General features: G+C 72.1%; 21 protein-coding genes, 2 tRNA genes and 1 pseudogene. 13 read left to right on the top strand and 11 right to left on the bottom strand.

Translation table 11 applies throughout. The features are described 5' to 3' along the window. Positions 1 to 97: 97 nt before the first annotated feature. Genes GA0070562_RS10520 through GA0070562_RS10510 form a run of 3 tightly spaced genes read left to right on the top strand, consistent with a single transcriptional unit; the run spans position 98 to position 1,654 of the window. Positions 98 to 535 (top strand): hypothetical protein, encoded by a 438-nt coding sequence (locus GA0070562_RS10520; protein ID WP_091419210.1) that lies wholly within the window; start codon positions 98 to 100, stop codon positions 533 to 535. Then, positions 532 to 1,014: a thiol-disulfide oxidoreductase DCC family protein gene (locus GA0070562_RS10515; protein WP_091419207.1), complete on the top strand. Its 483-nt coding sequence runs from the start codon at positions 532 to 534 to the stop codon at positions 1,012 to 1,014. The genes GA0070562_RS10520 and GA0070562_RS10515 overlap by 4 nt, the downstream gene beginning before the upstream one ends. After that, positions 953 to 1,654 carry a TetR/AcrR family transcriptional regulator gene (locus GA0070562_RS10510; protein WP_091419205.1) on the top strand — a complete coding sequence of 234 codons (702 nt, stop codon included), beginning with the start codon at positions 953 to 955 and terminating at the stop codon, positions 1,652 to 1,654. The genes GA0070562_RS10515 and GA0070562_RS10510 overlap by 62 nt, the downstream gene beginning before the upstream one ends. Before the next feature lie 183 nt (positions 1,655 to 1,837). Here the strand turns inward: GA0070562_RS10510 and GA0070562_RS10505 are convergent, their stop codons facing one another. Next, on the bottom strand, positions 1,838 to 2,503 hold the full coding sequence (locus tag GA0070562_RS10505) for a GNAT family N-acetyltransferase (protein WP_175438694.1): 666 nt from the start codon (positions 2,501 to 2,503) through the stop codon (positions 1,838 to 1,840). A 229-nt stretch (positions 2,504 to 2,732) separates the two neighbouring features. Between GA0070562_RS10505 and GA0070562_RS10500 the strand changes: the two genes are divergently transcribed. Continuing rightward, positions 2,733 to 2,918: a DNA repair protein gene (locus GA0070562_RS10500; RefSeq protein ID WP_091420209.1), complete on the top strand. Its 186-nt coding sequence runs from the start codon at positions 2,733 to 2,735 to the stop codon at positions 2,916 to 2,918. A 108-nt stretch (positions 2,919 to 3,026) separates the two neighbouring features. Further along, positions 3,027 to 3,545, top strand: coding sequence for a hypothetical protein (locus tag GA0070562_RS10495; RefSeq protein ID WP_091046979.1), 519 nt, complete (start codon positions 3,027 to 3,029; stop codon positions 3,543 to 3,545). Positions 3,546 to 3,594: 49 nt separating this feature from the next. Here GA0070562_RS10495 and GA0070562_RS10490 read toward each other — a convergent pair whose 3' ends face one another. Next, the gene (locus tag GA0070562_RS10490; RefSeq protein WP_091419199.1) at positions 3,595 to 4,332 is read right to left on the bottom strand and encodes a Clp protease N-terminal domain-containing protein; all 738 of its coding nucleotides are present in this window, start codon (positions 4,330 to 4,332) and stop codon (positions 3,595 to 3,597) included. A 67-nt stretch (positions 4,333 to 4,399) separates the two neighbouring features. Between GA0070562_RS10490 and GA0070562_RS10485 the strand changes: the two genes are divergently transcribed. Then, entirely contained in the window at positions 4,400 to 6,109 is a 1,710-nt protein-coding gene (locus tag GA0070562_RS10485) for a Na+/H+ antiporter (protein ID WP_091419197.1), read from the top strand. Positions 6,110 to 6,136: 27 nt separating this feature from the next. Here the strand turns inward: GA0070562_RS10485 and GA0070562_RS10480 are convergent, their stop codons facing one another. Together GA0070562_RS10480 and GA0070562_RS10475 are read right to left on the bottom strand one after the other, a co-directional pair. Beyond that, positions 6,137 to 8,788: a DUF4132 domain-containing protein gene (locus GA0070562_RS10480; RefSeq protein WP_091419194.1), complete on the bottom strand. Its 2,652-nt coding sequence runs from the start codon at positions 8,786 to 8,788 to the stop codon at positions 6,137 to 6,139. Beyond that, on the bottom strand, positions 8,788 to 9,096 hold the full coding sequence (locus GA0070562_RS10475) for a hypothetical protein (protein ID WP_175438693.1): 309 nt from the start codon (positions 9,094 to 9,096) through the stop codon (positions 8,788 to 8,790). Before GA0070562_RS10475 ends, GA0070562_RS10480 begins: the two co-directional genes overlap by 1 nt. A 114-nt stretch (positions 9,097 to 9,210) precedes the next feature. Here GA0070562_RS10475 and GA0070562_RS10470 point away from each other — a divergent pair, with 114 nt between their 5' ends. Continuing rightward, a complete protein-coding gene (locus tag GA0070562_RS10470; RefSeq protein WP_254663772.1) occupies positions 9,211 to 10,701 on the top strand; it encodes a sigma-70 family RNA polymerase sigma factor in 1,491 nt (496 codons plus the stop codon). Positions 10,702 to 10,802: 101 nt separating this feature from the next. On the opposite strand, the gene GA0070562_RS10465 is transcribed toward GA0070562_RS10470, so the two are convergent. From GA0070562_RS10465 to GA0070562_RS30890, 4 genes are all read right to left on the bottom strand, one after another. Further along, positions 10,803 to 11,906 (bottom strand): PLP-dependent cysteine synthase family protein, encoded by a 1,104-nt coding sequence (locus GA0070562_RS10465; RefSeq protein ID WP_091419189.1) that lies wholly within the window; start codon positions 11,904 to 11,906, stop codon positions 10,803 to 10,805. Between the two features lie 10 nt (positions 11,907 to 11,916). Beyond that, entirely contained in the window at positions 11,917 to 12,471 is a 555-nt protein-coding gene (locus tag GA0070562_RS10460; RefSeq protein ID WP_254663770.1) for a hypothetical protein, read from the bottom strand. A gap of 335 nt (positions 12,472 to 12,806) precedes the next feature. Next, positions 12,807 to 12,882 (bottom strand) — tRNA-Lys (locus tag GA0070562_RS10455). Positions 12,883 to 12,945: 63 nt separating this feature from the next. Continuing rightward, positions 12,946 to 16,008 carry a VWD domain-containing protein gene (locus tag GA0070562_RS30890; RefSeq protein WP_091419183.1) on the bottom strand — a complete coding sequence of 1,021 codons (3,063 nt, stop codon included), beginning with the start codon at positions 16,006 to 16,008 and terminating at the stop codon, positions 12,946 to 12,948. Positions 16,009 to 16,085: 77 nt separating this feature from the next. Between GA0070562_RS30890 and GA0070562_RS10445 the strand changes: the two genes are divergently transcribed. The 4 genes from GA0070562_RS10445 (at position 16,086) to GA0070562_RS10430 (ending at position 18,818) form a co-directional block, all read left to right on the top strand. Continuing rightward, positions 16,086 to 16,820, top strand: a complete 735-nt coding sequence (locus GA0070562_RS10445; RefSeq protein WP_091419180.1) for a class I SAM-dependent methyltransferase — start codon at positions 16,086 to 16,088, stop codon at positions 16,818 to 16,820. Then, complete coding sequence (locus GA0070562_RS10440; RefSeq protein ID WP_091419177.1) at positions 16,810 to 17,313, top strand: SRPBCC family protein; 504 nt, start codon at positions 16,810 to 16,812, stop codon at positions 17,311 to 17,313. The genes GA0070562_RS10445 and GA0070562_RS10440 overlap by 11 nt, the downstream gene beginning before the upstream one ends. Before the next feature lie 138 nt (positions 17,314 to 17,451). Beyond that, positions 17,452 to 17,868: a DUF6010 family protein gene (locus GA0070562_RS10435; RefSeq protein WP_091419174.1), complete on the top strand. Its 417-nt coding sequence runs from the start codon at positions 17,452 to 17,454 to the stop codon at positions 17,866 to 17,868. 8 nt (positions 17,869 to 17,876) lie between these two features. Beyond that, entirely contained in the window at positions 17,877 to 18,818 is a 942-nt protein-coding gene (locus tag GA0070562_RS10430) for a GlxA family transcriptional regulator (protein ID WP_091419171.1), read from the top strand. A 67-nt stretch (positions 18,819 to 18,885) separates the two neighbouring features. Here GA0070562_RS10430 and GA0070562_RS10425 read toward each other — a convergent pair. From GA0070562_RS10425 to GA0070562_RS10415, 3 genes and pseudogenes are all read right to left on the bottom strand, one after another. Continuing rightward, positions 18,886 to 19,128 (bottom strand): annotated as a pseudogene (locus GA0070562_RS10425) (P-loop NTPase family protein); the annotation flags it as partial. A gap of 39 nt (positions 19,129 to 19,167) precedes the next feature. Next, the gene (locus GA0070562_RS10420) at positions 19,168 to 19,422 is read right to left on the bottom strand and encodes a hypothetical protein (RefSeq protein ID WP_091329812.1); all 255 of its coding nucleotides are present in this window, start codon (positions 19,420 to 19,422) and stop codon (positions 19,168 to 19,170) included. 272 nt (positions 19,423 to 19,694) lie between these two features. Beyond that, positions 19,695 to 19,770: transfer RNA gene (locus tag GA0070562_RS10415), tRNA-Lys, on the bottom strand. A gap of 187 nt (positions 19,771 to 19,957) precedes the next feature. Here GA0070562_RS10415 and GA0070562_RS10410 point away from each other — a divergent pair. Both GA0070562_RS10410 and GA0070562_RS10405 read left to right on the top strand, forming a co-directional pair. Beyond that, the gene (locus GA0070562_RS10410; protein ID WP_091419168.1) at positions 19,958 to 21,232 is read left to right on the top strand and encodes a L,D-transpeptidase; all 1,275 of its coding nucleotides are present in this window, start codon (positions 19,958 to 19,960) and stop codon (positions 21,230 to 21,232) included. A 162-nt stretch (positions 21,233 to 21,394) separates the two neighbouring features. Next, positions 21,395 to 22,690, top strand: a complete 1,296-nt coding sequence (locus tag GA0070562_RS10405; RefSeq protein WP_091419166.1) for a L,D-transpeptidase — start codon at positions 21,395 to 21,397, stop codon at positions 22,688 to 22,690. Positions 22,691 to 22,716: the final 26 nt, after the last annotated feature.

The raw sequence follows: 22,716 nt of genomic DNA, 5'->3' as shown, positions 1-22,716 counted from the left end.
CGTCTCCGGACGGCGGGCCACTCTCTTGAACACGTTCAAATTCTGTCGTACGCTCAGGACGTCCGGAATTTGAACACGTTCAAGAGAGGCGACGGGGATGGACGTGAAGGTCTGGATGTACCTGGCCTACCTCGCGGTCAGCATCGGTCTGACCATCTGGGTGGCGCGGGCACTGTCCCGCAACGGGCTGGTGTTCCTGGAGGACGTGTTCGCCGACAGCCGGCTGGCCGGGGCGGTGAACAGTCTGCTGGTGGTCGGCTTCTACCTGCTCAACCTCGGCTACGTCACGGTGGCGATGAAGGAGTCCGATCCGGTCGGCGACACCAGCCAGGCGCTGGAGCAGCTCTCCATGAAGGTGGGATTCGTCCTGCTGGTGCTCGGCGCGCTGCACTTCTTCAACGTCTTCGCGCTCGGCCGATACCGCCGTGGCCGCCTGCGCCAGCAGGCCACCCACCCGCCGCTGCCGCCGGTCCGAATGCTCCCGCCGCAAGGTGGGCCCGTACCGGCGGCGGGCCCGAACCCGCCGGCCCGGTGACGTCCGCCGCGGGCGGGCACCAGCAGGATCCCACCGGGCACGGGGCCGGTGGGATCCGCGGGTTCACCGTCCTGTTCGACGCGGACTGCCCGATGTGCCGGGCCGCCCGGCGGTGGCTCGCCTCGCGCGCCCAGCTCGTACCGCTGGAGTTCGTGCCGGCCGGGTCCGCCGAGGCCCGGCGGCGCTTCCCCGGGCTGGATCACGACGCCACGCTGCGCGACCTGACGGTGGTGGCCGACACCGGCGCGGTCTACCGCGGCGACGGCGCCTGGTTCGCCTGTCTCTGGGCGCTCGCCGAGCATCGCGGTACGGCCGAGCGGCTGGCCCGTCCACACCTGCTGCCGCTGGCCCGGCGGGTGGTGGCGGCGGCCTCCGCGGTCCGCGAGCGGATCCGGGAACCGGGATACGGTGACGACGATGACCGAGCAGAGTGCGCCGACGACCGCTGCGGGTGGGCAGGGGTCGACGGCCCGGGGTGAGCAGACCCGCCAACTGATCCTGGACACCGCGATGCGGCTGTTCCGCGAGCGCGGATACGCGCGGACGACGATGCGTGCGGTCGCCCAGGAGGCGGGCGTGGCGGTGGGCAACGCCTACTACTACTTCGGCTCCAAGGAGCACCTGGTCCAGGAGTTCTACGCGGGCACCCAGCGCGAGCACCGGGAGGCGGCCGCGCCGGCACTCGCCCGGGAGCGGGACTTCGGCCGGCGACTGGCCGGAGTGCTGCACGCGGGCATCGACGTACTGAGCCCGTACCACGCGTTCGCGGGCGCCTTCTTCAAGACGGCGGCCGAGCCGACCTCGCCGCTCAGCCCGTTCTCCGCCGAGTCGTCGGCGCCCCGGGACATGTCGATAGCGTTGTTCCGCGAGGCGCTGACCGGCTCCGCCGTCAAGCTCGACGACGAGCTGCGCGAGGCTCTGCCCGAGCTGCTCTGGCTCGGCTACATGGGTGTGGTGCTCTACTGGGTGCACGACCGCTCGGAGGGCCAGGTCAAGACCCGGCAGCTCATCGACGGCGTGGTGCCGCTCGTGGACCGGCTGGTGGGACTGTCCCGGCTACGCGTGCTGCGGCCGGTCACCCGACAGGCGCTCGCCCTGATCCACACACTGCGTCACTGACTCCGAAGGCGCACGGCCCAGCGATTCCGCAGGTGAGAGTCCATAACCGGACAGCGACCCACCCCTTGTTCACCACCGGGACTAACACATAGCGTTACCGATGTCGGGGCCTGGGAGGAGAGCTGCGGACCGTGGATCCGGTCCGGGATCCACGGTCCGCGCCACGCCGGAATCCCAGCCCGGTCAGCGGGGGAACACACCGAACCCGGTGAAGCCCCGATCCGGGAATCCGGCCGCCTCGGCCACCCGCGCTGACGCGGCGTTGCCGGGGTCGTGCAGGTAGGTGGGGATCGCCCCCTCGTCCAGCACCCGGCGGGCCGCCTGCGCGACCAGCCGCCGGGCCAGGCCACGCCCGCGCGCCGTCGGCACCGTGCCCACCGCCAGCTCGTGCCCGTACGCGTCGTGCCGCTTGATCCCCACGCCGGCCCGGTACGCGCCGTCGGCACCCCGGACCACGAGCACCTCCCGGTCGAACAGCCGCAGCCACGGCGGCAGCCCGGGCAGCGTGGGCGGCACCCACTCCCCCACCTGGGGCAACGGCGCCGGGTCGGTGGACCAGCGGAAGACCGAGGTGTGCGCGATGAACTCCGACGCGCCGACCGTGCCCGGCAGGGCGGGCAGCCAGTCGCCGAGCGGCCGGTCCCGCACCAGCGCCCGTACCGCCTCCACCCGGGCGGCGGCCACCGAGAGGACGGTGCTGCCGTCCGCCGTCACCGCGACGGCCGGGCGCAGCCGCCCGTCCCAGGCCGGACGGGCGCGGCGGTACGACCGGACCACGTGCAGCCCGGGGCCCGCCGGCCACTGTCCCAACCAGGTCGCCAGATGAAGGAAGACCCGCCGGTCGAGCACGTGATCATGGTACGCCGGTACGCCGCGCCCGTGCCCGCGGAATTCGCCGATCGCGGCGCGGTTGAGACGCGCCGCAGACGGGTAGAGGGTCGGCACGCCAGCGACGGACGCCGATTCCTGGTCCCGCCACCGGCCGCAGGAATTCCGGCGCTTCGCGGAACCGAAGGCATCGCCCCTGCGTCACATTCATTTCCATACATGGACAAGTTTCTCTGGGACGGTAGTGGTCATGCCTCACGAACCGAATGACCGATTCCAGCAGGATACGGAGCGCGGCTGGCGGGCCGCCGCGGACGCCGGGCGGTTCCCGGCGCAGCCGGCCTACCGCGAGGCGCGCGACCGAGGGCTCTCCTGGGCCGAACTGAACGCGCAACCGGCCGGCACCGCCGCCTGGCGTGGCCTCTCCCCCCTCTAGGAACGCGGGCGGCGACACACCGGCCGGGCGGGCGTACCGGCCTTCGCACACCTGTGCGGTAGCGTCTTGTGGTCCGATTTCCGGCCTACGACAGGAGAAGCTCCGCGCATGGGCAAGAAGACGATCCACGTCTCCGACTTCACCGGTCAGGTGCTCAGTCCCGACGACGAGGTGGTCAAGGTCGTCGTCCTGGAGCACCCGGATCTGGTCGCCGGGCCCGTGCAGCTGGATGCCACCCCGGTCGACGTGGAGAGCATCGACGACGCGGCGCTCGACGTCGCGGTGGTGGAGATCCACGACCGGCACGGCCACGGCGAGCCGCGCCGGGTGGTGCTGACCGCCAGCGAGTTCGACGCGATGGCGACCGACGTGCCGATGGCGCAACTGCTGCGTACCGCCGAGCGGGTCAAGCCGCCCAAGGCCCGGCGCGCCACCGAGAAGATCGACTACGGCACCATCGAGCACGCCGGCCGCCCGCACCGCGGCCGGGTCACGGAGGAGGAGGCCCGGCTGGTCCGGGAGCACCTCGACGAGGTGAACAAGCGCCTCGCCGACGCCGGCATCCGCCAGGTGGACCCCGCCGACCCGGAGCACGCCGCCCGGTACGGCTTCCCCGTCGCCGACTGACAACCCGCGCACCGGGCACGCGCCCCCGTGACGCGTGCCCGGCGTGGTGTCAGGCCCCTTTCCGGGTGATCTCGGCGAGCGCCGCCTCGAACGCCGACTCCAGCTCGTCCTTCTGCAGCCCGAGGCCGCTCAGCACACCGTCACCGCCCTCCTCCTCCAGCAGGGCGAGCAGGATGTGCTCCGTACCGATGTAGTTGTGTCCCATCCGCAGCGCCTCCCGGTAGGTCAGCTCCAGCACCTTCTTGACCCGCGCGCCGTAGGGGATCAGGTCCGGCACCTGGTCGGCCTTCGCCGGCAGCGTCGCGGTGACGACCTCCCGCAGCCGTTCCAGCGGTACGCCCCGGGCCACGATCGCCGCGGCGGCCAACCCTTCTGGCTCGGCGAGCAGCCCGAGCGCGAGGTGCCCCGGGGCGATCTCGGCGTTGCCCGCGCTCCGGGCCTCCTCCTGCGAGGCCAGCACCACGTTGCGGGCGCGCGGGGTGAACCGGCCGAACCCGGAGTCCGGGTCGAGCGCGGCGGCGGTCTCCACCTTGGCGACGGAACGCTTCTGGGCGGCCTGCTTGCTCACGCCCATGCTGCGGCCGATCTCCGTCCACGAGGCGCCGGAGCGGCGCGCCTGGTCGACGAAGTGCCCGATCAGGTGGTCCGCGACGTCGCCCAGGTGATCGGCCACGAGGACCGCGTCGGCCAGCTGGTCGAGCGCGCCGGTGCGCGTCTTCTTGATGCCTTCGATGAGGTCGTCCAGGCGTACGGGGTGGGTCATCTTGAGCGGTTCGTTCTCCTCCATGCGTCAACCGTAGATTGACGAACCGCACGCGTCAACCCTTGGTTGACGGCACTGTCCGCGTCGCGCGATGATCTCTGGCCCGGTAGGGTCGGTCGGGGTGAGCACCCATTCGACACTGCTGTTCGTGCTCGCCGCCGTCGCGGTCGTCATCGCCGTGCGGTGGGTGGCGGCCCGTACCGGTCTGCCGGCGGCGGCGCTCCTGCCCCTCATCGGCATCGCGTACGCGCTGCTCCCCGGCCCCAACATCGGGCTCGATCCCGAGCTGGTGCTCATGGTCGTGCTGCCGCCGTTGCTCTACAGTGCCGCGCTGGACTCGTCCCTGCTGGACATCCGCCGCAACCTGCGGATCGTGGTCAGCCTCTCCGTGGTGCTGGTGCTCCTCACCGGACTGCTCGTGGGCGTCGGGTTCCACCTGTTCGTCGCCGGCGCGACGCTGGCGGCAGGCATCGCGGTCGGCGCCGCGGTCGCCCCGCCCGACCCGGTCGCCGCCCTGGCCGTGGGCCGGAGGGTCAACCTGCCGCCGAAGATGGTCACGATCATCCAGGGCGAGGGACTGCTGAACGACGCCACCGCGCTGACCATGCTCAGCGTCGCTGTGGCCGCCGCCGTGGGCGGCGAGTTCTCGTTCCACGCCGCGGTCGGGCAGTTCGTGCTGGCGGCGGCAGGCGGGATCGCGGTGGGCGTGGTCGTCGCCCGGGCGAAGCGGCTGGTCCGGCCGCTCACCGCGGACCCGCTGCTGTCGAACGCGATCTCGCTCGCGACGCCGTTCGTGGCCTACCTGCTGGGCGAGGCGCTGCACGTCTCCGGTGTGCTCGCGGTGGTGGTCGCCGGACTGATCGTCGGTCACCAGACACCGCAGTTCGGGTCCGGGGCCGCCCGCCTCCAGACCAACGCCGTGTGGCGCCTCGTCGACTTCCTCCTCGAGGGCTTCGTCTTCCTCCTGATCGGCCAGCAGCTCCCCGCCGTCATGCGGGGTCTGCGCCAGTACGACACGTCGACCATCGTCGTGGCCGTCGCCGTATCGGTCGGCGTGGTGCTGCTCCTGCGCCCGGCCTGGCTGATCCTGACCCAGTGGCTCCCCGGGTCGCTGCACACGCGGCTGGGTGGCGTCGCCGAGCAGGACGACACCGACGAGCCGGACGCCGCACGGCGGCTCGGCGGCGTCGACCGCAACGCCCGCGGGCTGACCTCCCGCGAGGTGGTGGCGCTGAGCTGGTCCGGTACGCGTGGCGTGATCAGCCTGGCCGCGATCTTCACGCTGCCGCTGACCACCCGCAGCGGCGACCCCTTCCCCGATCGTGACCTGCTGCTGTTCTGCACCTTCGTGGTCGTCCTGGTGACGCTGGTCGGACAGGGCCTGACGTTCGCGCCGCTCGTGCGGATGCTCGGCCTGCGCGCCAACGAGGCCGACCAGGCCCGGGTACGCAACGAGGCCCGCTCGGCCGCGGTGGAGGCCGCGCTCGCCCGCCTCGACACCGTCGTCGCCGAGGAGCCGGACAGCAGGGTCGCCGTCGACACCACGCGGACCCAGTTGCAGACCCGGCTGGCCCGCTACCGGGGGCGGCTCGACCTGATCCAGCAGAGCGGTTCGTCGGAGCTGCCCACCTCGCCGGAGTACGAGACGGCGCTGCGGGTGCGCCGGACCGTCCTCGAAGCGCAGCGCGAGGAGTTGTTGCGGTGGCGTGACTCCGGCCGGCTGCCGGACGAGGAGCTGCGGGTGCTGGAACGCGAACTCGACCACGAGGAGCTGTTGCTGCCGAAGCGGGCGCCGGGCTGACTCCGGGCCCGGCGCCCGCCGGCCGCCTCACAGCTGGCGCAGGATCACCGGATCCTTGATCTTCTTGTCGGCGGCCAGCAGCAACGCCTTGCTGATGATCTCGGCGAGCCGGCTGTCACCCTCGAAGGGCAGGTACATCTCCGGCTCCTTCGCCTTCGCCGAGTCCGGGATGATGCACAGGTACCGCTCGTCCGGAGCGATCAGGATGTTGCCCGAGCCGCAGTGGATGCGGTACGTGTGCAGGTCGCCGCGTACCTCGAGGAACCTGTCGGTGAGAGTGCAGCGGCCGGCGATGGCCAGCCGGGGGATCAGGTCGGCCAGCACCTCCCGGCGCGTCCGGCCGGTCGGGGCCAGCTCGCCGAAGCTGCTCTGCGCCCAGTAGTCGCGATACCGGCCCGCCGTGCCGCCGTCGTACCAGTCCGGGTCGGCGCCGACCCCGGCCGCGGCCACGAACAGGTCGACGTCGCGCATCACCTCGCTCAGCACGACCGGCGGAACCTCCGCCAGCGGAACCGGCAGGCGCTCTCCCCGGATGAAGAACAGCTGGTCGGTGCCCATCGTGTCGAACACGAGGTCGTCGCCCCGGTCCTCGATCCCGGCGACACCCAGTTCGGCGCGCAGCCCCCAGTCCGGGAGGGCCAGCCAGGGCAGGTTGTACGAGGCGCCGTCGTTGCGGTGCTGGACGTACGACCATCCGCGCCGGGACAGCAACGCGTTGAGGCGGTGCTGGAGGACGACGTGCGCGGCGAACCGGTTGGAGTACATGCCCGTGGCCCGCTCCGCGTCGGTGAGAAGGTATTGCTCCCGGTGCGCCTGCTTGAACGGCTGGGTGATCGCGTGCCGGGTCAGGAAGTCCCGCCACGGTCCGACCGCGGCCTGGTCGTGCACCGGATGCCACAGCCGGACCGTGGCGTCGCCTGCCGGATCGAACACCGCGTCGTCCACCGTCCGCAGGGCCGCACCAGCCCAGCAGCAGGCCACGCCGTCGACCGTCCACACGAGCCGCCGGGCCAGCGTACGGGCCAGCGGGTGGTCGAGGAACCGCTCGCGCCACTGCTCGACGGTCCACGAACGGTCACGTCGCAGCAGCCCTTCCAGGCGGTCGCGGGTGGCGACGAGCGTGGCGGCGACGTCCACGACCGTCGCCTTCAGCTCCTTCACCTCGTCGCCGTGATCCCTGCGCACCTGCGCCGGAGGGGCCTTGACCACCTTGCCGTCGGCGTTGCGCCACACCAGCACGGCGTCGACGCTACGCACCTCCAGCTCGTAGGAGCAGTCGCCCAGCTTGTCCGCCAGCGGCAGCCCGAAGCCGGGCAGGGCCATTTCCTCGACGTCCTCCCGGCTGACGCCGAGCGCCTCGGCGTGCCGCGCCAGCCCCTTCTCGACGAGTCGCAGCGTGCTCTTGTAGGTCAGTCGCGACGACAGCCGAGCCAGTTGCGCGAGCGCGGCAGGATGATCGGTGTCGACGAGCGCTGCCACCGCGACGTTCGCCAGCTTCGGGCTCGCCGGGCCGTGGCCGGGGATCTTGCGGGCGGCCCGATCCGCGATCTGGCCGAGGCTGCGCAGCGTCTCCTCGGACGGCGCGCACATCGTCCGCATCCAGAGCAGGCCCCACAGCAGCCCGACGTTGTAGCGGTCGATCGTCCGCGGCGGAACGTCAGCGATGTGGCCGGGGCAGCACGTGGTCATGCGCAGCGGCAGGCTACGCGCCTGCCCGACGAGCGGGAGCCAGTCGTCGAGCCGGGCGGTGAACTCGTCGGCGCCCACCGCGTCGAGCAGCGACCGGGCCTGCTTGCGCCAGCCCGCCGTCGGCTTCGCCTTGTCCGCCTCGACCGGACAGTGGGCCAGCAGCGCCTGCCACGCGGACCGGCGGTCCTCCGGCATCGCCTCGATGTCCGCGATCGCGCGGTCGGCCCACTGCTCACCGACGTTGGGGAGCGGCCACATCCGGTCGATCTCGTCGCTCATGTCCCTCAGCGAACGCTCGATCCGGGTCCGGCGCCAGGTCGCCAGCGCCGCCGGGTTCACCCGCCCGGCCGACGCCTCCGCCCGGATGGACTCCCAGGTGAACCGAATGAGATTCGTGCTCCAGCCACCGAAGCCCAACCAGGCCTGACCGCCCAGCCGGTCCAGCCAGGCCGCGCCGTCGAGCCCGCCGCCGGAGCTCACGGCACGGATCAACCTGCCCTGCCCGTTGCGGTCCTCCCCCGGCACCGTCAACGCGTCGAACACCACCTGCCGTACCGGCGCCGGTTGTGCGGCAAGGAGTTCCTCCGCCCGGCGCCACGCCTCACCTCGGGCCCGGTCCCACGGGCTCTCGTGCCGGTGCGGCAACCCCGGCAGATGGCCGATCGCTGTCAGCGCGGCGGCGGCACGGCGGTCGTGATCCGCGTCGTCACCGGCCAGGTCGGCCACGGCCGCGGCGACCGACTCGGCCTGCCGCGTGGCCTCCGGTAGCAGCTCGACCAGCGGAGCGAGATCGTACGGCCCGTGCGGATCGTTCAGTGCGGCGAGCAGTGACGGAACCGTCCGGGTCGGCGCCCAGCCGCACACGGTCACCACCCGGCTGATGGAATCCCGCTGACCATGCTCGTTGAGGGTCTGACCGCTCAGCTCGCACCACCTCTTGACGGTGGCGGCCACATCGCGCAGAGCCGACTCGGGGTCGTACGTGTCCATCAGCCACCCACCAGCGGGACGAGCTTGAGGAACGTGACCCGGGTGCCCGCGTGCAGGCGGACCCTCTCGTCCAGTTCGGTCACCTGGCGGTCGTCGACGAGCACCACGAAGGCGTTGCGGCCGAACGCGGCGAGTGTCGTCCGGGTCCGCTCCTCGGGGTCGGCGTCCACGCCGGACTCGGCGATCTCGAGGAACACCCGACGACGGATCAGCTCGTCGAGACGTACCGTCTCCTCGAAGACCTCCATGGTCCACGCGGGTCCGCTCGGCGCTCCGACGACCTCGTCGGTGACTGTGATCAATGGCATGGCGGAGAACGTAGCCGAGTCCTCCGACATCTCACGCACTTTGTGTGACCCGGCCGCGTACCGGACAGTCTCCGCTGGTGTACGAGACCGTTCCGTGAAGGCGAGGTTGTGAGCGTGTCCTATCACGCGTACCCAGGCAGGGCCGACATGTCGGCGGTGGTGGACGCCGCACGCCGCGGCGACCAGGCGGCGCTCGACGAGCTGGTCGCGCACTGTCTGCCGCTCGTCTACAACATCGTGGGCCGGGCCCTGAACCGGTCGTCCGACGTCGACGACGTGGTGCAGAACGCGATGGTGAACGTCGTGCGAGGGCTGCCGGGCGTACGCGAGCCGCAGCTCTTCCGGTCCTGGCTGGTCGCCGTCACCATGAACGAGATCCGCACCTACATGCGGCACCGGCACACCACACCGGCGCCGCCGGAGGACATCGACAACGTGATCGACCCGGGTTCGGACTTCGAGGATCTGACCCTGACCCAGCTCCATCTCTCCGACCAGCGCCGGGAGGTCGTGCTGGCCACGCGCTGGCTGGACGACGACCACCGCCACCTGCTGTCCCTGTGGTGGCTGGTCGAGGCCGGTCACCTCACCCGCGCCGACCTGGTCGACGCCCTGCGCCTGGAGCCGCACCACGTGACGGTCCGCGTGGCCCGGATGAAGGCACAGCTGGACACCGCGCGGCTGGTGGTGCGGGCCCTCACCGCCCGGCCCGGTTGCGTCGACCTGCGGAACACCGCGTCGGGCTGGAACGGTCAGCCGGCGCCACTGTGGCGCAAGCGGATCGCGCGGCACATCCGCACCTGTGCCCACTGCCCGAACACGACATCCGATCTGGTCCCCGCCGAACGGCTGCTCGCCGGGCTGGCGCTCACGCCGGTCCCAGCCGGCCTCGCCTCGGACGTCACCCACAAGCTGCACACAGTCGCCTCCGTGTCGCGGGTCGCCCCGACGGGCACGCACGCCGTGGCGGCCGGAGCGAGACGCGGGCTCTCGTTGTCCAAGACCCTGGCCGGCGTCGTCGCCGCCGTCGCCGTGGTCGGCGGGGGCGGGCTCGTCCTGGCCAACTACCCGGACGGGCCGGACGAACAGCCGGCGGCCGCGACTGTCGTGCAGCCCGCGACCGAGACCACCGCACCCGCGCTCACGTCCTCCCCGACCCCGCTCGCGCCGTCCCCGACCGCCGCGCGTCCGAGCCCCACTCCCACCCGCTCGGCGAAGCCCAGCAAGTCGCCGAAGCCGACCCCGTCGCAGACCAGGTCCACCGCCACGTCGACCGGCCTGTCAGCAGCGGAGCGACGCCTGCTGGTGCTGCTCAACGAGCGGCGTCGCGCGCTCGGGCTGAACGAGGTCAAGCTCGGCACGGCGCAGCACCGGGCCGCGGAGTCCTGCGTACGGCAGAACCTGAACGGGAGTGGCCTGCAGCACTGCGGGCACGAGGTGCTGTTCGCCTCGTCGGGCAACTCCTCGCCGGAGCAGATGATCGAGGCCTGGTTCAACAGTCCCGGCCACAAGACGGCGCTGACGTACGCCAGTTCCCGCTTCGCCGGCCCGGCGATCGTCTTCAACGGCAGCCGCCAGGTCGCCGCCATCAACATCGACTACTGAAGGGCCTGTCACATGCCGGCGCGAACCAGACCGGCCGCGCCGGACGTCGAGCGCGCCCCGGTCCGCCGGGCGGACCGGGGCGCCTCATGGTGGCAGTCCCCTCAACCTTCCCAGTCGCCGGTCCGCATGAAGCGCTCCAGGCGCAACGTGGGCTCGGTGAGGTCCCAGCGCTTTCCGGCGACCCACTCGTCGTCGTAGTAGGAGCGACGGTACGGCTCGGCACCGTCGGCCGCCACGATGACCACCGCACCCGACTCGCCCGCCTGACTCATACGGTTCACCAGGTGACACGCGCCCCACAGACAGGCGCCGGTGGACGGTCCGGCCGCCACGCCGCCTGCCGTGGCGAGATATCGCATGGCGGCCACGCTCGACACGTCCGGCACCGGGATGACCAGGTCGACGACGTCGGGATCGAAGGCCGGCTCCATCCGCGGCCGCCCGATGCCCTCGATGCGCGACGGCATTCCGGTCGCGTAGTCCCGGCACTCGGTGGCCCAGCCGGGGAAATAGGCCGAGTTCTCCGCGTCGACGACCGCCAGCCGGGTGGCGTGCCCGTGCCGCCGCAGGTAGCGGCCGATCGCCCGCGAGGTGGCCCCGGTGCCGGCGCCGGTCACGATCCACGCGGGCTCCGGACGGCCCTGGGCCGCGAAGTCGCGCAGGATCTCGTCGGGCAGGCCGGGCACGCCGTCGTCGAGGTCTGCGTCGATGGCCGGGCCGAGCGTGGACAGGCAGTCCAGGTAGTACCCGTTCGACTGGCCGGCTAGCCGCTCGGCGTTCTCGTACACCGCCAGCGGCGGATCGACCCGGTGGGCGGCCCCGCCCTGCGCGACGATCCGGGCGATGCGGTCCGGCGACGACTTACCGGGTACGACCGCGGTGAACGGCAGCCCCAGCACCCGGGCGAAGTGCGCCTCCGCGACCGCCATGTTCCCGCTGGTCGCCTCCACCAGCTGCGTCCCCCGACGGATGACGCCCCGGGAGAGCGCGTGCAGGAAGAGGCTGCGGGCGAAGCGGTATTTGACACTTCCGGTGGGCCGCGCCGACTCATCTTTGACGAACATCGTCGCAGACGATTCACCGGGGTAGGAGAAACGAATCAGAGGCGTCGCTTTCTCGACGGTCCGATCGGCTTCAAGAACGGCCGTAGCTCCGCGGCCCCAATCATCTCCGGAGAATTCCGGGTGAAGTCCCGTCAATGCCATCCAGATCCCATCAGCGCTCGGAGGACAAGACTTCCGACAACTGCGTGAGGCGGTCCCGGACCGAACTCACCAGGACGCCGCCGCTCGCCTCGTCCCGCCGCAGCTTGCCGCGCTTCACAAGATCATGGACGCCCTGCCGGGTGATGCCGAGCATCGCGCTCGCCACCGTGAGCGAGACCGCCTCGGCGGCCGGATGACCGAACCGGCGCGCCACGAGCGCCCCGAAGGGCGTGCGCCACCACTCGAACGGCGGCGCGAAGACGTCGCCGGACTGGTAGATCTCGGCGGTCAGGCGTCGAGCGGTCTCGGCGGCGAGCCGTTCGTCCGGGCCGAGCACCTGCGCCGCCCACACCTCGGCGGCGATCTCCAGCTGGCCGCGGAGCACCGAGGACACGGGCGGATCGTCGTCGGCCGTCCCCAGCAGCCGGTCCAGCGGATCGAGGAGGCGCGCCCCGACGTCGCACACGAGCTGACGGACGATGGCCACGTGAACTGCGGTCGACACCTCGCCCCACGCGGGCCTGCCGTCCACGAGATCGTTGCCAGCTGCCGGTTCGCCGTTCACAGTGCACCTCCGCGCTCGCGCCCCAGCCTAGCAGGCACTTGACAGCATCTGTAAAGTCGCTGGGGAGTTCCACATTGCAACAGTGAAATTGCCCTACACCACCCTCGCCAAGGAATTGACGGACGCCGTCAGGTGGTGGCGTTCGCCAAGAAGCGCTTACCGTTCACGAAGGAACACGCCGGCCCTGCTCCTCGACAGCAGCGGCGTTGCACTCCGAGTCAGAACCCGGCCATCATGCACCACCCGGCGCGGCAGGTCGGCCGGTCGCCCCACCCACCAGCAGACACGAAAAGGCCCCGACCCGGTGTGAACCACCAGGTCAGGGCCTTGATCGTTGGTGCGCCGCCAGGGACTCGAACCCCGAACCCGCGGATTAAGAGTCCGCTGCTCTGCCAGTTGAGCTAGCGGCGCTCGCTGACAACGGGACGAGACGTTAGCACGCCCGCACGCCACCCCGGAAAAGCAGGGTCGGCCTCACCGCAACGCCAGCGTGACCTGCCCGGTCGCGGCCCAGGACGGGTCCACCACCAGGGTGTACGCCCCCGAGTCAGGCAACACCGCCGGCCCGAGTTCACCGGCCCCGTTGATCACGCAGCCGGTGGCGACGGTGCTGCCGTCAGGCGCGCGCAGCGCCAGCACGCCGCACTGGTCGGGTAGGTCGGAGGCGGTGGCGCTCACCGTCACCGACGTGCCGGCCGCGGCGGTGAACCGGTAGCCGGTGACAGCACCGGGCCGGTCCACGACGGCGACGACAGGCGGCCCGCCGAGCGTGATCGCCGCCTCCCGGTCCCGGCTGGTGACCACCCGCAGCGTGGTCGTGCCGGTGCCGCGTTCGTTCGGGTCGACCACCACGGTGTACGTCCCGTCGGTGGGCAGCACCGTGCCGTCGACCTCGCCGACGCCGTTGATCACGCAGCCGCTGTGCAGCAGCCGCCCGTCGGCGTCCCGCAGTTCCAGCGGGGAGCACTGGTCGGTGAGGCTGCTCGTCGGCACCTCCACGTAGGCGCGCTCACCTGCGCGGGCGGTGAACCGGTAGCGCGCCCGCGCGCCGGGTTGCTCCACTGTCGCGGTGACCGCCGGGCCGTTCGGCTGCAGCGTGCCCTCGCTGTCCCGGGCTTTGTACACCCGCACGGCGGCGCGGCCGGTGTCACCGGGTGCGGCAGCGACGCTCAGCGCGTACGTGCCGGTGGCGGTGAGGTCGACGCGGTCGACGTACCCGGCGCCCTTGATGTTGCATCCGCTGGCGATCTCCCGGCCGCCCGGATCGGTGAGCACGTACGGCGAGCAGCGGTCGCCGATCCCCGGCGCGGTGGCGTCGACGAAGACGGCGTCCCCGGCGCGGGCGGCGAACGTCAGCGGTTCCCCGCCGGGGGTGAGCGTGGCGGTGGCGACGGGTGCGGCGGTGATCGGGGTGGCCGCCGGCGGCGCGACCCGTTCGGTGCTCGCGCCGGCCACGGCGAACTCGGGTCGCCCGCTCACCGCGACGTCGAAGACGCACTCGGCGAGCTGGGCGGGTGCCGTGACACCGGCCCAGCGGCAGATCTGGTCGGCCGCCGCGCGCCGGGCCGGGTCGAGGTCGCCGACGGTGAACTCCCGTTCCGGGAATGCGCGGTCGGTGAACGTGCCGGTGTCCTGCCCGTCGTCGTAGTGCAGCAGCGAGCGGTCGGGGGCGATCCGCCAGCTGTCCGCGTACGCGGGATAGAGCTTCGCGAACGGCACGGGCTGGACCAGCGCCGCCCCGGAGGCGGGCGCGATGTCGTCGGCGGGGTCGCCGTCGAAGTCGCCGAGCAGGCCGCGTACCTTCCCGGCCCGGCCGTCGGCCAGCCGCACCAGGATCCGGTAGCCGTAGCTGCCGATCTGGTCCACCGCCGCCGCGGACCCGTCCGGCCACGTCACGTCGTACCCGTCGGTGGGGCCGGTGTCCGACGGGCGGCGGGTGAGGGTGCCGCCGCCGGCCAGGTCGGTGCGGTCCGGCGTGGCCGGTGACGCGCCGTCGACGTGCACGCGGGTGCCGCCGTCGGTGAGGGTGAGCGCGACGCGGTGCGCGCCGACCCGGAACGCGACTGCCGAGTTGACCGAGGCGGTACGCGTACCGGCCATCGGGGTCTGCCGGACCTGCACCTCCAGCGGGTCACCGCCGGTGGAGGCGACCAGCGTGAACTCGCCCACGGCCTGGAAGTCGTAGGCGACCCGGTCGAACGTGACCAGGTGCGGATCGCCGTTGCTGCCGCCACAGTCCGCGCCGTCCTCGCAGAGCTTCACCGGCCCCTTCGGCGGCGGCGTCTTCTTTGCCGGCTTCTTGCACTCGTCGAGGTTCTTCGGCAGCGTCTTCCCGTCGTACTCGGTGCGCGGCGGCAACCCCTTCGCCGCCCGGTAGCGGTTCTCCGCGAGCGTCGCCTTGACCTCGGCGGTACGGATGCCGGTGCCGCCGCACTCGCCCTGCGGCACGGCGTCCCGGGAGATGTCGTCGGCGTGGTTCAGCTCGTGGTAGAGCGCGGCGCAGGGGTCGCGGGCCACGCCGTCGCCGTACGGGTCGGTGGAGGTCGGGTTCCACGTGACGGTCGAGGAGCCCTTGCCGTCGGCGCTCTGCGGCGTCTCGAACGCGCCGGAGCCACCTGTCGTCGGGATGATCCGTACCCGGGGACTCTTCTTGTCGCGCAGGCGGGGCAGCAGGCCGGACGGGTCGCCGCCGGGTAGCGCGAACCCGGCCAGGCAGCCGTCGACAGCCGCCTGGAAGTCGACGCCGCTGACCGGCACCCCGGCGGTCGGGTCGACGCCGTAGTCGGCCCGCGCCGGCCGGGAGCCACCGCCGACGAGCGCGCCGACTGCGACCAGCAGCAGCACCACGGCGGCGGCGGTCGGCCGACGTCGGCGGCGTACCCGCAGCAGTACGACCAGCGCGACGGCGAGCAGCGCCAGCGCTCCCCCGGCCACCACCCAGAGCCGGCGGAGGCCGGTCCCGCCGTCGTCGGACACGGTGAACGTGGTGGTCCGCAGCGCCGTCGCGCCCGCGCACAGATCCGCCGCGCCGGTCACCGGCAGCGTCACGTAGCCCGCGGTCACCTCGTACCGGCCGGGTGCGCCGACCGGCCAGAGCGTGTCCAGCCCACCGCCGTCCGGGGTGGCGGCCACGGAGCGGAGCATGACGTCGCCGTCGTGCAGCCGTACCCCGGTCAACGCCACGGTGGCGGTCGCGCCCCTCTCCACTGTGGTCAGTCCGGCGGTGGCGGGAGCGCCGATCCCGTCCTCGAAGAAGCTGCGGGCGAGCGTCGGCGTGAGGTCGCGCCCGTCCCGGCGTACCCCGGTGACCTGCACGGTGCCGACGGCGCGGGTGGCGAGCGCGCACGCCGCGCCGGTGGTGTTCGTGACGGTGAGGTCGAGACGGACCTGCTCCCCGGCGCGGTAGTCGGCCTGGCCGGACCGCAGGGCCAGGCCGAGGCCGCCGTCGGCGGGCGCCGCGGCGCCGCTCGCCGCCCCGGTCGCCAGAGCTGTCGCGAGTACGCCGAGCGCTGCCGCCAGCCGCAGGGTCCACCTCATGGTGCGGACTGTAGGGGCGGGGTGGCCGGTTTCGTCGCGGTCTGTCGGGGACCGGTCGGAGCCGTATCCTGCTGGTGATGAATGTCTTCGGCACGGTGGCCGACCTGTACGAGCGCGCGCGGCCCGGGTATCCGCCGGAGATCGCCGAGTCGATCCTCGCCTACCACCGGGGCACGCCGGCGTCAGTCGTCGAGGTGGGCGCGGGCACCGGGAAGGGCACCGAGGTGCTGGCCCGCCTCGGTGCGCCCCTGACCTGCGTGGAGCCCGACGCGCGGATGGCGGCCCGGCTGGTCGAGCGGTTTCCGGACGCCCGTGTCGAGACAACGACGTTCGAGCGGTGGTCGCCACCGGACGACGGAGCCGACGTGCTCGGTTGCGCGATGGCCTGGCACTGGCTGGACCCGGCCACCCGCAACGCCCTGGCCCGGCGTGCCCTGGCGCCCGGCGGCACGCTCGCCGTGTTCGGGCACCGCTACGACTACGCCGACGCCGCCCAGCGGGACGCCGTCCGGGCCGCGCTGCGATCCGCCGACCCCACCGTCCGGGAACGGCCCGTCGACTGGTTCCACCGGGACGTCCTCGACAGCGGGCAGTTCGACGACGTACGCCGCGAGGTGTTCCGCCGGGAACTGCCGCTGACCAAGGAGAGCTACCTGGCGCTGATGCGCACGTTCGGGCCGTACCTGTCCCGTACGCCGGAGCAGCAGCGACGCGGGATCGCCGCCCTGGACCGGCTGGTGGACGACTTCGCCGGCACCGTCGTGCTCGACCTGCGGACCACGCTCGTGCTGGGCCGCGCCGATGCTCGGTGACCGGTGGGGCGTGTCGGACGGCGAGACGCTGCGCCGCTACCCGTGCGACGACTTCGTGCCCGCGCCCACGTTGCGGGCGTGGCGCGGGGTGAGCGTGGACGCGCCACCGGCGGCCGTGTGGCAGTGGGTCGGCCAGATCCGGCTCGCGCCCTACTCGTACGACTGGATCGACAACCTCGGCCGCCGCTCACCGCAACTGCTGGTGGGCCTTCCCGAGCCGGTGGTCGGCGAGCCGTTCACCACCGCGGGCGGCCGGCGACGGGGCCGGATCCTCGCGGTCGAGCCGGGGCGTCACCTCACCGGTCGGATCATGGGCGCGGTCCTGTCGTACGTCCTGGTGCCGGACGCCGGGAACACGACCCGCCTGCTGCTCAAGGTCGTGATGCGGACGAACCCGGTGATCGCCCTCGGTGGATGCCTCGGAGACCTGGTGATGGCCCGCCGGCAGTTGCTGAACCTCAAGCGGCTCGCCGAGCAGGACGCGGACCGCTGACCGTCGGCACCGGCGTGGCGAGAATCCGGCGGATCCTGGCATTTTCGCCTCTCGTCGCCGGCAACCGGCCTTCCTAGGCTCCGTTCCGACACGCTTTTACGCGAACGGAAACGGGGCTGGATCGTGCTTCGCTATGTCATGCCGGTCGTGATCGGGCTGGTCTACGCCGGGCTCAACTCCTTCGTGCCCGAGCCCCATCGGCGGCGGCTGAACGCGCTCGTCGTCACCGGCGCCGGGGCCGCCTACATCAGCGGTGGCGGGTTCGGGCTGTGGGAACTGGCGTTCTGCGCCGTGCTGCTGGTGGTGGGCTACGCCGGGCTCACCTCGTACACCTTCATCGGGGTGGGCTGGCTTCTGCACACGGCCTGGGACGTGCTGCACCACCGTCGCGGCACCCCGATCATCCCGTCGCTGCACGACTCGTCGTTCGGCTGCGCGCTCTGCGATCCGGTCATCGCGCTCTGGTGCCTCACCGGCGGCCTGTCGGTCAAGGAGATGTACCACCGGCTCAGGCGGCCGACGGCCGACACGCGCCGCCCGGTCCCGACTGGTTGAATCCCGCCATGCACACAGTGGCAGTGCTCGCCCTGGACAGCGTCGTGCCGTTCGACCTGGCCACCCCGATGGAGGTCTTCGGCCGCACCCGCCTGCCCGACGGTCGCCCCGGGTACCGCGTCGTCGTCTGCGCCGCGACGCCGACGGTCACCACCGGCGCGTTCAGCATCGCGGTGCCGTACGGCCTGGACGTCCTCGCCGACGCGGACACCGTCGTCGTACCCGGCGTCGCCGACCCGGCCGCCGCGGCGCCCGCGGCGGTCCTCGACGCGCTGCGCACCGCGGCGGCGAACGGCGCGCGGATCGCCTCGATCTGCGGCGGCGCGTTCACCCTCGCGGCCACCGGGCTGCTCGACGGGCACCGCGCCACGACGCACTGGGTCGCCACCGGCCGGCTCGCCGCCCGGCATCCGCGGGTCCGGGTCGACCCCGACGTCCTGTACGTCGACAACGGTCAGTTCCTGACCTCCGCCGGCGCCGCCGCCGGACTCGACCTGTGCCTGCACCTGGTCCGGCGCGACCACGGCGCCGCCGTCGCCGCCGACGCGGCGCGGCTGTCAGTCATGCCGCTGGAACGCGCGGGCGGGCAGGCGCAGTTCATCACGCACGAGCCGCCCGCCCCCGACGGTGCGACGCTGGAGCCGCTGCTGGCCTGGATGCGCGACAACACCGGGCGTGAGCTGACCCTCGCCGACATCGCCCGGCACGCCGGGCTGAGCACCCGCACGCTGAACCGCCGGTTCCGGGACCAGACCGGCACCACCCCGCTGCGGTGGCTGCACCGCGTACGCGTGCACCAGGCTCAGCACCTGCTGGAGACCACCACCCATCCCGTCGACCGGGTGGCCGGCCAGGTCGGTTTCGGCTCCACCACGGCGTTCCGGGACCGCTTCAAGCGGATCACCGGCACCAGTCCGCAGGCGTACCGCCGCAGCTTCCGGGGTGTCTGACCGAGGGACCGGCCCGGTGGGTCACGCCGGTCGTCGTCGACAGGAGCGCTGCTCAGCACGCCGTCGGGGCGGACCACTCACCGGCCTGCGGGCGGGTCAGATGCCGGCGCAGCGTCTCGTCCAGCGACACGTCGAGGTATCAGAACAGCGACCGCCCCCGGTGGCCGTCCCGCAGCGCGGTCAGCACGTCGCGGTAGCGGCCGGTGTACAGGATGCCTAGCTCGCGGGCGATGCTGCTCTTGCCCGAGCCCGAGTTGCCCCGGATGCAGACGAGGATCGTGCCCGAGCTGCCGGTGGCCTCAGCGGACACGATCCCTCCCTGACGTCAGGTACCGCAGGCGGACGCCGATCAGGCCCGGGTGATCACCAGGAACGCGTACCCGATCACCTTCGTGCCGTCCCAGTTGTACATGGGGCGGCACGCCTGCGGCTTCGTCCACGACGACTGGTACTTGGGCCGGGCTTCGTTGCAGGCCTTCAGGGTCGAGTAGGTCGGGCTCGAGTAGTCCGCGTACGCGGGCGCCCCCAGACCGAGCACCAGGGCGCCCGCGACCGAGGTGGCGGCGACGAGGCTGCGGATCCGCGGCCGTCGGAAGGCCTTCATGTCTTCTCCCATTCTGGTCGTCGTCGCCCGACCGTCCATCATGGCCGCACGACCATGATCAGCTTAGGGCGGCGGCACAAGGCGCACCCCCGGGCCGGTTCCCCACCCCGCCACCAGGCTGGCCGCGCCTCGCTGGAACGTCATGGGTGCCTTCCGGCCCGTTTGACGCCCGCGGCGTTCCACCCACGGACATCACCGCGCCGCACCGGCACCCACGTACGCGAAAAAGGCCCCGACCCGGCGTGGAACGCCCGGTCAGGGCCTTGCTCGTCTGGTGCGCCGCCAGGGACTCGAACCCCGAACCCGCGGATTAAGAGTCCGCTGCTCTGCCAGTTGAGCTAGCGGCGCTCTCTGACAACGGGAAGAAGATTAGCACGCCCGCCGAGGCGGGTTCCAATCCGATACCGGGGTCCACCCTTCGGACGAGCTTAACCGGCGAAAGCGGCTAAAACGGTCACCTGATCCGGCGCGGGGGCGGGCGCGGGAGCGTCGATACGGCACGATGTCCGCCAGGCACGCGAGGACAGGGGTGGGCATGGGCAGGTTCGCGCGGGCCGGGGCGACGGTGGGTGCCCTGGTCCTGACGGCGTCGCTGGCACTGACCGGGTGCGGCGACGACGACGAGGGGAAGAAGCCGGAGTTCGTGCCCGGCCAGCAGCAGGTCGGCGGCGTCTCGTCCACCGCGCCCGACCCGAGCGTCGCACCCAGCGTCAGCGCCGCCGCGCCGCCGCTGACGGTGAGCCCGGCCGACGGCGCGAACGGCCGGCCGGTCAGCACCGAGATCAGCGCCCGCATTCCCGGCGGCGGCACCGTGTCGAAGGTGGCGCTCGCCACCGCCGACGGCGCCACCGTCGCCGGCCGGATGCGGCGCGACGGCTCCAGCTGGGTGCCGTCGGCCGCGCTGAAGTACGGCACCAGGTACACCGCCACGGTCACCGGCGCCGGCAAGGACGGCCAGACCTACCAGGGCACCAGCACGTTCACCACGATGGCCAAGCCCAAGTCGATGATCGGCTCCGGCCTCTACATGTTCAGCGGCAAGACGTACGGGGTGGCAATGCCCGTGGTCGCCGAGTTCTCCCCGGGCATCCCGAAGAAGGACCGGGCCGCGGTGCAGAAGCGGATGTTCGTGCAGACCGACCCGCCGCAGCCGGGCGCCTGGCACTGGGTCGACAACGGCACCCAGGCGTACTACCGCGCGCCGGAGTACTGGAAGACCGGCACCACGATCACGGTCCGGCTGGCGCTCGCCGGGATCCCGCTGAGCAACGGCCGGTACGGCAACATCGACCGCAGCGCCACCGCCAAGATCGGCCGCGCGTTCGAGATGACCGTGGACAACGCGACCAAGCAGATGACGGTCTCCGAGAACGGCACGGTCATCCGTACGCTGCCGGTCAGCCTGGGCAAGAAGAGCACCCCCTCCTCCAGCGGCACGATGGTGGTGATGGAGAAGAAGGAGTCCACCGTCTTCGACACCCGCAGCGAGCCGGACCCGGCCAACCGCTACGTCACCGAGATCGACTTCGCCCAGCGGATCACCTGGGGCGGCGAGTACATCCACGCCGCGCCCTGGTCCGAGGGCGTGCAGGGGCGCCGCAACGTCTCGCACGGCTGCGTCAACGTGTCGATGGCCAACGGCCGGTGGCTGTTCGGCAAGACGATGGTGGGCGACCCGATCACGGTGAAGGGCACCGAACGCCGCCTGGCCCCGGGCAACGGCTGGACGGCGTGGAGCATGAGCTGGTCGCAGTTCGTCGCCGGCAGCGCACTGCCGGTTCCGCAGGGCGGGCAGCCGGCGCCGTTCTGACCGGCGTAACGTGGTCGGACACGCCACCTCCGACGAAGCGCCGGACACCAGTGGAATCGTTACACCCGGGCGGGGTGTTCCGTTTCACGTCCGGCAACGCGTACCCGCTCCGGCGCGTCTGACCTGAGACGACGGGGAACGGCATCACCTTGTGAGGGAGTCATGCGAGCTGGCCAGGACGAACCGATCCGGGGCGCGAGCGCCCGACGCGTCGGCCGCCGCCGTGCGCTGGCGGCCGGGCTGCTCGCCGCCGCGATGGCCCTGACCGCCTGCACCAGCGGCGGCGGCGACAAGCCGTCGAGCTGGCAGGGCGGCGGCGACGGCGGCGAGAAGGCCCCGAAGGCGGCGGCCACCATCAGCGAGCCCGCCGCCGACGCCAAGGACGTGCCCGCGTCCACCGCCGTCACCTTCACCACGAAGGACGCACAGGACACCACCGTCGAGCTGAAGGACGCCGCCGGCAAGGTCGTCGACGGCACGCTCGCGGCGGACGGCGGGAGCTGGCTGCCGTCAGCGGCCCTGGAGTACGGGCAGACGTACACGGCGACCGTGACGGCGACCGGCGACGACGGCAAGCCTGCCACCGCGACCAGCACGTTCACCACGATGGCGAAGCCGGCCAAGCAGATCCGGGTCACCAGCTTCCTGGGCGACAACCAGGTCGTGGGCGTGGCCATGCCGCTGATCGTGAAGTTCGGCCGGGCCATCCCGGAGGACTACCGCGACGACATCCAGCGCCGGATGACCGTCACCTCGAAGCCGGCCCAGGAGGGCATCTGGCACTGGGTGAGCCCGACCGAGGTGCGCTACCGGCCCAAGACGTTCTGGAAGGCCAACAGCACCGTCAGCTACAAGGTGCAGGCGGGCGGGCTGCCGCTGGGCGGCGGCTGGTACGGCCGGGCCGACCTCAGCGTCGACGTCAAGATCGGCCCGTCGTTCGTGATGACTGTCGACAACCGCACCAAGCGGATGACAGTCACCCGCGACGGCAAGGTGGTCAAGACCATCCCGGTGAGCCTGGGCAAGAAGAGCACCCCCTCCTCCAGCGGCACCATGGTGGTGATCGAGAAGCTCCGGCACACGGTCTTCGACACCATGGAGGAGCTGGGCCCGGAGGAGGGCTACCGCACCGAGATCGACTACGCCCAGCGGCTCACCTGGGGCGGCGAGTTCATCCACGCCGCGCCCTGGTCCGAGGGCGTGCAGGGCCGCACGAACGTGTCGCACGGCTGCGTCAACGTCTCGATGAAGGAAGGCAACTGGCTGTTCGCCAACACCCGCATCGGTGACCCGATCACCGTCAAGGGCACCGAGCGCAAGCTCCAGAACGGCAACGGCTGGACCGACTGGAACATGAGCTGGGACGAGTACGTCAAGGGCAGCGCCCTGCCGTACGAGCCGCCGGCCGCCGACGCCACCCCGGACGCCGGTACGCCGAGCGTCGAGCCGACCCCCTGACCCCCGCACACGACGAAGCCCCCTCC

Source organism: Micromonospora tulbaghiae (genome assembly GCF_900091605.1).
In the GTDB taxonomy this organism is placed as follows: domain Bacteria; phylum Actinomycetota; class Actinomycetes; order Mycobacteriales; family Micromonosporaceae; genus Micromonospora; species Micromonospora tulbaghiae.
This window is presented reverse-complemented; position numbering and strand designations above follow the sequence as displayed.